General features: G+C 70.1%; 7 protein-coding genes and 2 pseudogenes. 2 read left to right on the top strand and 7 right to left on the bottom strand.

All coding sequences use genetic code 11. The features are described 5' to 3' along the window. Nucleotides 1-103 precede the first annotated feature (103 nt). From ACTMS9_RS28535 to ACTMS9_RS28545, 3 genes and pseudogenes are all read right to left on the bottom strand, one after another. A complete protein-coding gene (locus ACTMS9_RS28535) occupies nt 104-5,560 on the bottom strand; it encodes an ATP-binding protein (protein WP_441166450.1) in 5,457 nt (1,818 codons plus the stop codon). Nucleotides 5,561-6,029: 469 nt separating this feature from the next. Further along, nucleotides 6,030-6,362, bottom strand: a complete 333-nt coding sequence (locus ACTMS9_RS28540) for a hypothetical protein (RefSeq protein ID WP_441166451.1) — start codon at nt 6,360-6,362, stop codon at nt 6,030-6,032. Between the two features lie 48 nt (nt 6,363-6,410). Continuing rightward, nucleotides 6,411-6,503, bottom strand: a pseudogene (locus ACTMS9_RS28545) (transposase); the annotation flags it as partial. 433 nt (nt 6,504-6,936) lie between these two features. On the opposite strand from ACTMS9_RS28545, the gene ACTMS9_RS28550 reads away from it, so the two are divergent. Beyond that, a complete protein-coding gene (locus tag ACTMS9_RS28550) occupies nt 6,937-7,434 on the top strand; it encodes a transposase (RefSeq protein ID WP_441166452.1) in 498 nt (165 codons plus the stop codon). A gap of 17 nt (nt 7,435-7,451) precedes the next feature. Beyond that, nucleotides 7,452-7,757: a transposase gene (locus tag ACTMS9_RS28555; protein ID WP_441166453.1), complete on the top strand. Its 306-nt coding sequence runs from the start codon at nt 7,452-7,454 to the stop codon at nt 7,755-7,757. Nucleotides 7,758-7,762: 5 nt separating this feature from the next. Here ACTMS9_RS28555 and ACTMS9_RS28560 read toward each other — a convergent pair. From ACTMS9_RS28560 to ACTMS9_RS28575, 4 genes and pseudogenes are all read right to left on the bottom strand, one after another. Then, nucleotides 7,763-8,613 (bottom strand): annotated as a pseudogene (locus tag ACTMS9_RS28560) (IS5 family transposase). 477 nt (nt 8,614-9,090) lie between these two features. Continuing rightward, entirely contained in the window at nt 9,091-10,284 is a 1,194-nt protein-coding gene (locus ACTMS9_RS28565) for an SPOR domain-containing protein (protein ID WP_441149430.1), read from the bottom strand. Nucleotides 10,285-10,564: 280 nt separating this feature from the next. Continuing rightward, nucleotides 10,565-10,816: a hypothetical protein gene (locus ACTMS9_RS28570; protein ID WP_441166454.1), complete on the bottom strand. Its 252-nt coding sequence runs from the start codon at nt 10,814-10,816 to the stop codon at nt 10,565-10,567. Between the two features lie 1,059 nt (nt 10,817-11,875). Then, complete coding sequence (locus ACTMS9_RS28575) at nt 11,876-13,663, bottom strand: CocE/NonD family hydrolase C-terminal non-catalytic domain-containing protein (protein WP_441149426.1); 1,788 nt, start codon at nt 13,661-13,663, stop codon at nt 11,876-11,878. Between the last annotated feature and the right edge of the window lie 49 nt (nt 13,664-13,712).

The raw sequence follows: 13,712 nt of genomic DNA on the forward strand, positions 1-13,712 counted from the left end.
GTCCTCCACCTCCCTGCTGCAGGCGGTCAACCGCGGGCGGCGGAGGCGTCACCCCGGCGGGAGACCGGGGACTCCCTGGTGGAAGTCCCCGGCCGGGCAGGGATCAAAGCAGGCGCGACTCGATGGCGTCGATGATGCGCGGACGCAGCTCGGCGGCGCGGATGACGGCGTCCACCGAGCCGACCTCGACGGCGCGCTGGATGTTGTGCACGCGGTCGAACTCCGTGGCAACTTCGCCGAGCTTCTCCGCGCGCACCGAGGAGCGCAGCTCGTCGAGTTCCGCGGTCAGGGCGGCGCGTGCGGTGCCGGCCGCGGCCGCAGCGCGGGCCTCCAGGTCCCGCACCCGGGAATCGGCCGCCGTGCGGGCGTTGACGTCGGCGGAGAACACCACTGCGGCGGCGGGGGCGCCGCCGAGGACCGAGGCGTACGAGCCTTCCAGCGCGAGGACGGTCATGTTCGGGTTCAGCGCCTTCGAGAACACCACGAACGCGCCGCCGTGGTACCGCGAGATCACGCAGAAGACGATGGGACCGCGGAAGTTTACGATCGCCCGGCCGATCTCGGCACCGTACTCCAACTGCAGCTTGCGCATCGACTCCGGTGAGCCGTCGAAGCCCGACAGGTTCGCCAGCACCACCAGCGGCCGGTTGCCGCTGGCCGCGTTGATCGCCCGCGCCGCCTTCTTCGACGACCGTGGGAACAGCGTTCCCGCCGTGTAGGTGTCCGGGCCGTCGGTGGGCGGGAAGCCGCGCCGTGGCACTGCTCGTGACTCGATGCCGAGCAAGCACACGGGGATGCCGCCGAGGTGTACGTCCTGCACCACCGCGGTCTCCGCGTCGGCCATGCCCGCCCAGCGCTCCAGCACCGGGTGGTCCTGGTCGGAGAGCGCCCGCATCACGGTCCGGATGTCGAACGGCTTCTTGCGTTCCGGGTTGGCCTCTGCGGAGAAGATCTCGCCGACGGTGCCGAAGGCGCTGCCCGGCACGTCGTGCGGGAAGGTGGAGATGTCGCGGTCCACGGGGTCGGTGGTGCTCGCCCGTCGCGGCGCCTTCTCGCCGGGCGCGACGTACGTGTGGTCGTAGTGCGACATCAGCACGTCCCGCGCGGCGGTCAGGTTCGGCGCCCAGTACTGCGCCTGCCCGTTCGGTCCCATCACCCGGTCGTAGCCGCCGATGCCGAAGTTGTCCTCGGCGGACACCCCACCGGAGAAGTCGAGCGACTGCTTGCCGGTGAGCACCATCGCCGAGTCCGGCGTCATCACGAGGACGCCCCGGGTGTGCATGAGCATCGTCGCCTCGGCGTTCCAGTACGGCTGCGCGCCCACGTTGATGCCCGCGACGACGATGTTGATCTCACCGCCGGCCTGGGTGAACTCGACGATCCGCTTGAGCGCCGCGGCCACCCAGTCCATGTTCTCGGTGCCCGAGGTCATGGAGATCCGGGCCCCGGCGGACAGCGCCCACCACTCCAACGGCAACCGCATCCGCTCCGCCAGGTTCAGCGCGGCGATCACGCGCCGGCACTCCGGCTCCGACAGGGCGCCCAGCGACTTCGTCGGGTCGCCGAGCAGCACGACCCGGGCGACACCCTGCGGATGCCGCGCGGTCGGCGTGGTGACCACCCCGGCGACGATGGCGGCGCTGTTGCGCCCCCTCGGCCGGTCCACCGGCACCAGCGCGTGGTGGTTGTCGAGGTCGTGCTCGACGAAGTCCCCGAGCAGGCCGGTCAGCTCGTACGGGTACACCGTGTTGCGGCTGCTCGCGCGCAGCACCTTCAGCCGGTACTCGTCGAGCGGCTCGACGGGCTCGATCGGCGGTTCGCCGACGGTCAGCTCGGCGCCGCCCGCGGCGTCGAAGGAGATCCGTACGGCGATCTTGGTCAGCTCGCCGGTCCGGCGGTCGCGCTGCCGCGCGATGAACAGGATCTCCTCCAGCCCGGCGCCCGCGGTCGTCGGGCGCACGCGCCCGGCGATCATCTCCATCTCCTCGCGGGTGAGTTCACTCGGCGGCCAGACGTAGACCACAATCCGGTTGGTGGTGAAGCGCGTCTTCGACGGTCGCCGCGACTGGGCGCGGCGGATCGAGTCGAGGCAGGCGGCGATGGCGTCCTCGGTGGTCGGCAGCGCGACCAGCCGACCGTCCTGTTCGCGCAGCTCGGTCAGGTCCCGCACCTGGGCGAACGCGACGAGGCGCTCGTCGGACGGGTTCTCCCGCGCCACGCACTGGAAGAGGTAGACCTCCTCGTCCGACGACGACAGCCGGGTCAGGTCGAACTTGTGCAACCGCTCCAGCTGCATCCGCTGCGCGATGTACGGGTGCAGGCCGCGGATCAGCCGGTCCTCGGTGATCCCCGTACCCGACGGGCGGAAGGTGAAGTGGTGGTGCATCACCGCGCCGCCGCGACCCGCGACGGTGGTGGTGAGCCGGCGGACCCGCGGCAGCGGGTGCGCGGTGATGACCTCGAGCAGCGCGGCAGCCATCGCGTCGAAGTCCTCCGGCTGGTCCTCCCAGCCGAGGTAGATGTCGGCGTCGACGGCGTCCTCGTCGCTGGCCAGCTCGGCGAGCCCGCGCAGCGCCCTGCTTAGCGCGTCGAAGCTCACCGCGGTGGAGACCACGGTGGAGTCCGCGCGCTCGGCGACCACGAACCGGCAGCCGGCGACCTCGCGGGCACGCACGCTGGTGAGCGCCTTGTTGCCGTAGTACCGCCGGGTCAGCACCTCCAGCATGACCGTGTTGTCGAGGTGGTCGCGCACGAGCCGCTGGCCGAGCAGCCGGACCAGCGGCTCGGTGCTGCGTACCATCTCCGCGATGCGCTCGGCGCGGTCCGGCACGTCCGGGTGCGCGTCCAGGTGACGAAGGTGGCCCCGGACCTGGGCGTAAACGCGGGCGCGGTTGCGGCGCAGCAGCGGCTGGGCGAACCAGGCGAACACCACGCCGCGGGCGAGGTCGGCGACCACCGGGAAGCGGACCTGCGTCGCGGCCACCAGCCGCTCCAGCGCGAGGCCGGCGGGCTCGCGCAGCGTCTCGTCCGGCGGTGGCTCCCGCAGCCACGCGCGCAGCAGCGTCGCGACGACCGTGGCGTCGGCGGACGCTCGTTGCTGGGCGAGGAAGATCCGGAACACGGCGGCTTCGAGCTCGGGAGAGCGCTCCAGGTCGGTGACCCCGTAGTGCCCGAGCGCCTTGGCGAGCCTGGCCTGGAACGAAGCGGGCAGGCCGGCCCGTTCGATGTCGAGGCTCTGCAGGTATGTGTGGAAGTATTCGCGGGGGCTGTAGACGTGGCCGTCGCCGTCCTCGCCCGTCGGCCGGTTGCGGCTGAGCTCGGTGAGGTCGGCGAACACGGTGACCAGGTCGAGCTCCTGGGCCAGGGGCCGGTGACCGTCCTCGGTGGCCGCCCGCCGCGCGGTGAGGTAATCGTCGAGCACTCGACGGTCGTCGTGCGGGTCGACGTCGAAGCCGAGCAATAGGCCGCGCAGGTCCTCCTGGCCGCGCCTGCTGCGCCGGTACGCCGGCACGTCCTCGGACGCGGCGGGCAGGTCCAGCTCGACGGGAACGGCGGCCGGGCCGCTCGCGGTCTCGGCGGCCCCGTCGGTGAGTGGCTCCAGCCGCAGCAGCGGCGCACCGGCCTCCACCTGGCTGCCCACGGAGACGGCGCAATCCTTCAGCCGCGCCCGGAACGGCGCCCGCAGCACCGTCTCCATCTTCATGGCTTCGAGCACCAGCACCGGCGCGCCCGCCTCGACCTCGTCGCCGGCCTCCAGTGGCGTGGCGACGACCAGCGCGGGCATGGGGGAACGGACGACGCCGCCCTCGTCGCGGCTGACCCGGTGCGTCACGCCGTCCACCTCGACCAGGTGGGTGGGCCCGTGGGTGCCGGTGAGCAGGCGGTACCGGGAGCCGTTGACGACGATGTGGCCGGTGTGCCGGTCGAAGCGGTCGAGCTCGACGTCGGCGGTGCGTACGGCGGAGCCCGCTTCGATGCCGACGCGGAACCGGTGCGCGCCGACCCGCGCCACGCGCATGCGGTAGGTGACGCCGCGCAGTTTGAGGTCGAGCGGCCGGCCGCTGCGGTGCTGCACCTGCGGGCGCCCGCCGGACGCCGTCGACAGCAGCCGCTGCCGCTCGACGCGCTCCTCCTCCTCGTACGCCTCGATGGCGGCAGCGGCCAGCGCGACTGCGGAGTGCCGGTGCGCGCGGAGCCTGCCCTCGCCTCGGACGCGGTCGATCCAGCCGGTGTCCGCGCTGGCGTCGATCACCTCGGGCTGGTCGAGCAGGTCGAGGACGAAGCTCTTGTTCGTCGCCCCACCCTCGATGATCACCGTTGTGTTCGCCATCGCCCGGCGCAGCTTGCCGAGCGCCTCGTGGCGGTCGCGGCCGTACGCGATGATCTTGGCGATCATCGAGTCGAAGTTGGCCGGGATGGTGTCACCCTCGCTGACGCCGGTGTCCACCCGGATCCCCGGGCCGGTGGGCAGGTCCAGCCGCGCGATACGACCCGGCGACGGCGCGAAGTCGCGGTCGGGGTCCTCGGCGTTCAGCCGGGCCTCGATGGCGTGCCCGCGCTCCGCCGGCGGCTCGCCGTCGAGTCGCCCACCGGAGGCGACGTGCAGCTGCGCCTTGACGAGATCGAACCCGGTGGTCAACTCGGTGATCGGGTGCTCGACCTGCAGGCGGGTGTTGACCTCGAGGAACGCGAACACCCCGTCGCCGGGGTGGTACAGGAACTCGACGGTCGCCGCGCCCCGGTAACCGACCGCCACGGCCAGCCGTTCGGCCGACGCCTTGAGCTCGGCTGCCTGCGCCGGGCTGAGCACCGGCGACGCCGACTCCTCGATGACCTTCTGGTTGCGTCGCTGCACCGAGCAGTCACGGACACCGAGCGCCCACGCGGTGCCCTGCCCGTCGGCGATCACCTGGACCTCGACGTGCCGGGCCCCGGTAACCAGTCGCTCCAGGAACACGACGCCGCTGCCGAACGCCCGCGCCGCCTCCTGACTGGTGCGCTCGTACGCGTCCGCGAGCTCGTCCTCGTTCCTGATCACGCGGATGCCGCGCCCGCCACCGCCCGCAGTCGCCTTCAGCATCAGTGGGTAGCCGATCTCGGCCGCTGCCGCCCGGGCGGCATCCACAGTCTCGACGGCACCGCGGCTCCACGGCGCGACCGGCACACCGACCTCCTCGGCGATCAGCTTCGCGCCGATCTTGTCGCCGAGCTGGCGCATGGCCTCCGCGCTCGGCCCGACGAAGGTGACCCCGATCTTCTCGCACAGCTCCGCGAACGCCGGATCCTCGGCGACGAAACCCCAGCCGACCCACGCGGCGTCGGCCCCGGTCTCCGTCAGCGCGCGCTCCAGCGCCACCAGATTGAGGTACGGGCGGGCGGACGCCGGACCGAGATCGTAGGCGATGTCCGCCGCACGCACGAAGGTCGCGGTGCGGTCGACGTCGGTGTACAGGGCGACGGTCTCGATCGGGACGCCGGTCTCCGCAGCCAACTCTCGGACAGCGTGGATGAGCCGCATGGCAGCCTCACCACGGTTGACGATGGCGACACGGTTGAACACCCGATTGACCCCTTTTGGTAGACCCATGGCGTGCGCGCCGCGAGAGACGACGCCTCCCGGCAGTGGTTACCCTTCCGCCTGCCGGCCGAGAGCGCCATGGCGCTATCACCGAACCACCCACCCGTCATTTGTAGGAAACCACCAAAAGTTTTTGGTCCCCGCACCGCCGGTTCGGCCCTTCGACCACGACCCGACGGCAATCGCCCCGGCCGCCCGTCGCCGTCGACGCCGGCGGCAGTTGGCGCAAGCAAGCCGGCGACGCCGCCTCGTCCCCGCCTCAGACGGCTCAAGGCCCCGGCCGGCGGTCGCATCCAACGAGGGCGTCGCCGGCCGGAAGTGCGCGGTCAGGAGCTGAAGGGGTTCTTCATACTGCGGGCCCGCCCGCACCGGCCGCCCCGCGCCGCCGACGAGCGTCAGGTCGTGTCGACACCGCCGGCTCGGCGGGCGGGCCGCTTCGTTGTATTTGGCGTCAGGACACCTTGACGATCTTGCAGGTGATGGTGCCAGAACCGGGCGAGGCGTTCAGGAACGTTGACTCCTCACCGCGCACCGTGTCGCCAGCCGGCACACTCCCGACGTAGGCAGTATCGGTGTCGAGACGCGCGCCGGACACGTCTCGGTACTCGACCTCCAAGTCGAAGCCGCCTATGCCACCTCCCGCACCAGCACCCGACTCGGCGCCCGCTACCGCCGCCTGCACCGACGCTTCGGCAAAACCAGCAGCAAAAAGGCCGCCGTCGCCATCGCCCACACCATCCTCGTCATCGACCCAGGCAGGATCGTCGCTGCCGCCAAGCCCCAAACGGCCTCAAGGGTCTGCCCGACGCCATCACGGCGGCGTGGCCAGAGACTTGCTGACCTTCGCCCCGTAGACGTCGTCGAAGTGCGCCGCGATCTCCCTGGTCGTCAACCCGCGGGCGGTCAACGACAGCACGAGGTGGTCAGCGGCCGGGACCATCCAGACGCAGGACCCCTGAGGAGATTCAATGCCGTTTGGAAGGACGCGCCAGAGGCAACCGCCTGACGGTTTCTCGTCAATCGACATGCCGATCGGCGGCGGCAAGCCGGTCGAAAACGAGACCGCAGATCCTTCGGGCAGCTGCTCAGGACCTTCGGCATGATGTGGTGGCCGACCGGGCACTCAGGCCCAGACCGCCCCACGGTCGCCGAGGTCCTGCTACACCTCCTGCTTGACCCACACGACACCGGCGGTACGGTCGCCACCTGCGAAGCCCTACCCAAGCGCAACGACGAGCTTCAAGGCGTGGCTTCGCCAGGTACTCCACAAAGGCCGCGTGTGGTCAAGATTAAGAGGTCCTAACAAAATGACCTAGGGGCTTTCATCCCTTGTGAGGGGTGATCTACAGTGTTCGGCCGTGAGGCGTGGTGAGCAGCCGCCGTGGATCGTGCCGGACGGGCTGTGGCAGCGCATCGAGCCGTTGCTGCCCAAGCCCGAGCGCAACCCGCGGTTCCGGGGCGTCGGCGGATCCCGGACCGCAAGGTCCTGTGCGGGATCCTGTTCGCGCTGCACACCGGCATCCAGTGGGAGTTCCTGCCCCAAAGAACTGGGGTTCGGATCGGGAATGACCTGCTGGCGGCGCCTGGAGGAATGGAACCGCGCTGGAGTGTGGCAGCGACTGCACGAGCTGCTGCTGGCCGAACTGCAGGCTGCCGGGAAGTTGGACTGGTCGCGGGCGGTCATCGACTCCTCGCACGTCCGGGCGGCCCAGACGTGGCCCAAAAGCGGGCCGAGCCCGGTCGATCGCAACCGCCCAGGCTCGAAGCACCACCTCATGACCGAGGGCGCCGGCATCCCCCTCGCCGTGGCGTTGACCGGCGGCAACCGCCACGACGTCACCCAACTACTCCGCTGATCGACAAGGTCCCACCGGTGCGCGGACGCCGCGGCCGGCCACGCCAGCGCCCTGACGACCTGTACGCCGACCGCGCCTACGACCACGACAAGTACCGCAAAGCCGTGCGAGTCAAGGGCACCCGCCCACGCATCGCCCGCCGCGGCCAACCCCACGGCTCCGGACTGAGCACCATCAGATGGGTCGTCGAGCGCACAATCGCCTGGTACCACGGCATGAAACGGCTACGCATCCGATGGGAACGCCGCGACGACATCCACGAAGCCTTCCTCACCCTCGCCACCTGCATCATCACGTACCGACACGTCGTGCGACTTTGTTAGGACCGCTAAGAGATCGTTTCAGTTTGAGTTGTGGAGTCTCCGGGGCAGATGGCCGCGCAGGCCAGGCTGAGCAGGGCTTGGTGGATGTCGGCGCGACGTTCGTAGCGGGTGCGGAGTCGTTTGAAAGGCGTGTAGCCAGGCGAAGCTGCGTTCAACGACCCAGCGCCGTTGGTCGAGTCCGGAGCCGTGGTCGGTGCCGCGGCGGGCGATGACCGGGGTGATCCCACGGGCGCGGACGAGGCGACGGTACTTGTCGTGGTCGTAGCCGCGGTCGGCGTAGATCTTGCGGGGCCGTCGGAGCGGTCGGCCGTGGCGGCCGCGGATGGGCGGGATGGCGTCGATCAGGGGAATGAGCTGGGTGACGTCGTTGCGGTTCCCACCGTCAGAGTCACCGCCAGGGGCGTGCCGGCGGTGTCGGTGATCAGGTGGTGCTTGCTGCCGGGCCGGCCGCGATCGACGGGGCTCGGCCCGACATGGTCCCCCCTTTGAGCGCACGCACGTGGGAGGCGTCGACCACTGCGTAGGCCAGGTCCAAGGCCCCGGCGGCACGCAGTTCGGCCAGGAGCACCTCATGCAGACGCTGCCACACGCCCTGCTCATGCCAGCGGGCAAGCCGCCGCCAGCACGTCGACCCGGACACCCCGAACGCCGAGGTCGGCAGCTGCTGCCACGGGATCCCGGTCCGCAACACGAACAAGATCCCCGCGAGGGCCGCCCGGTCGTCACGAGCCAACCGCCCGGGGTAGCGGAACCGGCGGCTACGGGCCGGGATCAGCGGCGCGATCCGCTCCCACAACCCGTCAACAATCTCGGGACTGCCCCGGGTTTGGTTGACTCGCGGGGTTGAGCAGTTCAGGCCGCGTGTGCGGGCCTGTTGATTGTCTCAGACCTTATCCGTGACAGGCGTGGGCAGCTCGGCCGTCGTCATACCTGTTCTCCCAGTGGTCCAATCACGCAGAGGGGGTGCGAGCTGCGCAAACCCTACCCAGACCAGGGAGCAGGAAAACCACCAGTCGCTCCCACCCTGGCGACCGGGTCAGGCATGCCGGAGCCAACCAGCGCGAGCGGGTGGGGTTGGCTGCTGCTGGATGCAGCCGGTTCCGGCGGGGACCGGCCGTAGGCCGTGGAGCGGGGACCAGTCGTCGGTGGCCTGGGCACCATCACGTGATCACTACCAGCCGGGGCGCCAGTCACGTCACTGCCGGGTTGTCAGCCACGGCCGCACGTGCATCGTCACCGGCAGCCCCCCACTCGGTGCGAAGGGGGGCTCGGTCAGCCAGACGACGGAGCACCGCTGGTGTCGACCGGCTCGCCGCGTTACCTCAGCGGGGGATCAGCGGTAGCACCGCCAGGCGTAGGGGTCGCCGGAATTCGATGTCTGTGCGTAGGCGCCGGATTCGAACGTGTCGCGGCAGGCGACGTCCATGTCGACGATGGACGCGGAGAGAAGCCTCGTACACTGCCAACGGCCGTCGTTGCGGGGATCCGCTGAGCCCCCGGTGTACCGATCGCAGTACCGCTGGGCCATGTTCGCCACCCCGCGGCTGCTCGATGGGCCGAGCAGGACCGGGTTCGGGCTCCGGGTCTGCGTCGGCGTGGCCGCGGTAGGGGTTGGCGTGGCGGAAGGCGTGACAGACGGTGTGGCGCTGGGCGTGACGGAAGGCCTAGCCGACGGTGTGGCGCTGGGCGGTGCGGAGGAGCCGCCCGGTGCCGCGGAACTTGGCGACATCGACGGTATCTCCCCCGGGGTGACCGGCTCCTCAAACGGATCCGGCGCGGTGGTGGCCGCCGACACCGGCAGCCCGCTTTCGGGCGTTCGACCCGACTCCCACGTGAGCGCCAGAGCGGCGAGCAGCGCCCCCACCGCGAGCGCGCCGACCGGGATCAGCCAGCGCCGCCGCCGGCTGGCTGGCCGTAAGCCGGCACCAAGCTCCCGGTTGTACGTCCTTCGGGGCCGCCCGCCCTCGCCCGCCTCGAGGCCTAGCGCGTCGGACTCCTCACGGCGGTACTCACTGCGGCAGGCGGAATCAGCGTGCGGGTAGTAATCCTCGTGGGCGTTGCCCGTCTCGTGGGCATACCTCTCCTGCTGCGCGGCGTACGCGTCCTCGTGGACCGAGCTGGCATCGGTCGGTCCGTACGGTTCCTGGGCCCGGCATTCCCCCCGATAGGCCTGGTCGTGCTCGGCGTACTGGTAGGCGAGTGGGCCGGACCGCCGCTGGGGATGCTCATGTTGGGAGCGGGCTCCGGCGCACTGCTCGTACTCATCCCCGTACTGCGGGTATGCCCGCTGCCTTGCGGGTCGCCCCTGGTGCTCGCCGGTGTTCTCGGGCTGGCGCGACTCCTGATACTGGTCCGACACGTCCTCGCGCCACTGCGGGGCGGCTGCTCCCTGCTGCACGTACGACGAGTCGGATTCGCTTGCTTCCAGCCGCGACCGTCGACCGATCCAGCTGTCTATGAGACTCGCCGGGTTGTCGTGATCTTGGGCAGCTCCATCGGCGGAACGAGCGGTCGATCTCTCGGCCACGGTGGCTGGCCTCCTCGGAAAGCGCAGGTGCGGACAGCTAGCTGACCTTACGATCAAGCGCTACGCCGGATGCCAGCGTTACAGCTCTCTCATTCCCTCGCGCGGCGCACAAGCGGTTTGCGCGGGAGCCGGCCCGGCGGCGCCGTACCGCCCGGTCAGCCACTGCGCCCTCGCCGCTTGCCTCCATGTGGCCCGGTGCGCAGGCCGCAAACAGAGGCTGACGCGGCTCACGCGCCATGGGCAACGGGAGCCATGTGCCGGCGAAGGCTCCACCAACGGATCAGCCGCTGCGACGGTTGCCCCACTGGCGCGGGCTCTGGACCGAGCCTCGGCCGCCGAAGCGCTGACCCTTTCCATACGGTTGAGGCGAGGCAACCTTGCCCTTCGCGCGTCGGGCAGCCCGATTTGCGTAAACGGCAGGACCGTCGGTCTCGGTCTCGGTCTCGGTCTCGGTCTCGGTCTCGGTCTCGGCCATGGTTGGCGTGTCCGCATCCTCGAGGTGGGCGCCTTGAACGGGCTCGGGCTCCGGCATCGGTGTCTCCCTGGATTCGTCGGGCGCCCTACGGACCATCGCCAGCCGGCAGACGCGGACTGCTCGACGCCGGTGTGGGCGTCTTGACGGTATCGCAACGCCGAGCCCGCTCGATCAACGGTCCGTAGGCCCCGCGCAGGTGACAACCGCCATCAGATCTGTGGTGTCAAGCCGCGGATGGTGTGGTCAGCGGCAGGCGCTGGGCAGCTGACGGTGCGCTTTGACACCGGCTTGTGCAGCCAGCCGGTGCTTGGGCTGCTACGCATGGTCCGTCAGCAACTGATAACCACCGCTCCCACACGCTGATGATCTGCCCAACCCTTCGAGGCGCTTTCCGCCACCTTGTCCTGCAATCGCTCGGGATCTAGAGCCAACCGGCGGCACGATTCGCACAGCGGAGGTAATCCACCCTCACCGCCGCCCAGATCGTTCGGCTTGCAACTAAGTCCGACCGGCACAGATTTCGAGATCGGGAGACAGTACTTCAGAAGACGTCCCGTACTTGCACACAAAAGAAGAGCCTTTACGTAGCACGGTTCCATCTTGCGACTCCTTGCCCTTGACCTGATCGGTGACCTCGCGTGCCAGCGCGTCACGGAGGAAACACACATCGAAGAACTCCCGCCGATGGGCTTGCGAAAGGCGTGCGCGGTCGCGTCGGGGTCGGCACAGGCAACGGCGATCCGCAGGCTGCGGCGGCGGCGACGATCAGGTCGGCGACGGTGGTCACGACCGGGAGTTGGCGGGTGAGGCAGACGAGGGTGTCCCGCCCCGACATGCCCCGGCACCGGATGACCCGGATCAGATGCCGCAGCGTCGTCAGTCACGCTCGCAGGCTAACAACGCTCCTTGTATCAGCTCATATATGACGGATGCGTGATCCGAGCATCCCGCGGCAGGGGCAGGACACCTCGCCGAGCACCACGTCGGCGCCGGCCTCCGCGAGCGCCGACGTGGTGCTCGGCGCTCGACGACCCCTCCCCGGCCCCCGGAGGATGGTTCCGGCCCCTGCCGCCGAAGGCTGACGCCGCCCTGTTGATCTTGGGCGGCCGGCCTCGCTCACCGAAGGGAGGTGTTGGAGACCTGCCGGACCGGCAACTCGAGGCGGGTGGCTGACAGGTCGAGCGTCGCGGCGACCGCCGTGTTCGGTGGCCGGTAGGTCGGCTGGTCGACCTGTGCCAGGTCCAGTCGGATTCGGTGACCGGTGGGGAACGTCCAGTGGTTGCCGTACAACGGCACCTGGACCATGCCGCTGCGTGCGTCGTAGCCGGTGAAGTCGAACCGGTATACGCCTCGGCTGACCAGCACTGCGGCGCCGTCGGGCGGCACGTCCCACACTCGTGCGGCCAGCACTGCCGTGGCGCCCGGCGTGGCGGCGTACCGGGCCTGAACGTGGCCGATCCCGACGAGGGTTTGTTCCGTCGGCAGCGGTGGTGAGACTGCGGTGTAGCCATCGGCTGGCGAGGCGATCAGTCGGGTGGACGTACGGCAGCCCGCACCGGTGGGGGTGATGTTGCCGCCGGCGACGGCGTCGGTTACGGCTGCGTCCGGGTCGGTGGCGCCTGAGATGGGCGCCAGGGAGACAGAGCCTTTGTAGTCGACCGTGAGCTTGCCGTTGGCGAGGCCGACCGGGTTGGGCGCGGTGATCGCGTCCGCGGCGGTCGTAGCACCCGCGCAGCGGGTGGGGTAGCTGGTCACCGAGGTACGCGCGGGCCGACTGCCGGCAATGTTCGCCTGCAGGAACCTCCACGCCTGTTCGTTGATCGCCTGCCACGCGCCCGGCGGGTTCTGCGCCCGGGAGTGGCCCACGTCGCCCACCGCGACGGCGACCGGCCAGTCGCGGTCGAGGCTCTTGAGGTAGGTGAACATGCGGAACGACTCCACCGGTGGAAAGAGGTCATCGGTCCAGCCGGAGACGGAGAAGATCGCCGGCATGCGGCCTGCGTCGCGGCCGATGCGCCAGCCGGGCTGGTAGTACGCGGAGTGCCAGCCGCTGAATGCCGTTCTGAGCTGGCCCATCATCGGGTCGTCCACGGGGCCCGGCGCGGTGTAGGGCTCCCCTGCGTCGACCCTGGCGAGCCACGCGGTGAACGGTTCGGGTCCGTTGCTCTGTGGGCTCGGGGAACCCTCGTCGAAGACGCCGTTGGTGGTGCCGAGACTGTAGAGCCCACCGACGTAGCTGGTCTTGGCGACGCCGATCGGGTTGCCGATGCCGAGGGTGTCGGGTGCCCCCTGCGAGGACGAATACAGGTCGTTGCCCTGGTACGGCTCGCCGACCGGCGCTAGGGAAGGTCCGCCGGGGTGGCCGTTGGGCATCAGCGCGTAGGCCAGATCGGTCCACGGATACTTGGGCACGGCAACCTGCAGACGCAAGCGTGGCAGGCCGGGCAGGTCGCTCCAGTACTCGCTGCCGGCCTGTGCGGCGGCCTGCAGCCAGCTCTCTCCGCCGCCGTAGGAGCCGCCGCTGACCGCGACCTGGTTCCGGTTGATGTCTGGGTAGGCAAGAGCGGTCAGGGCGGCCAGCCACTGGGTGTCGCGGATCTCGACGTCCTTGTTCTTCACCCGGATGGTGCCGGTGGGCGGACAGGCCGACCCGCCGGGCGGCAGGCACGTCGGCGCGGCCCCGGCCGGCGTTGACGGCTGGTAGCTGGCCCTCGGGCCGTTGTCGCGGAAGCCGCGGGCGGTGTAGGTGAGCACGTAGTAGCCGTGTCTGGCAAACCAGTGGTTGTTCCAGTGGTACTTGTCCGCCCCGTCGGCGACGTCGGAGGTGGACTCCCATTCGTGCTTGTCGTTGCCGAAGCCGTGCAGCAGCACGATCAACGGATGGGTGTCGCCGGTGCCGGGCATGGGCCGCGTGACATCCACGTCGAGGGGTGCGCCGTCGAAGCTGGGAACC

This window comes from Micromonospora sp. L31 (assembly GCF_052068075.1).
Lineage (GTDB): Bacteria > Actinomycetota > Actinomycetes > Mycobacteriales > Micromonosporaceae > Micromonospora > Micromonospora purpureochromogenes.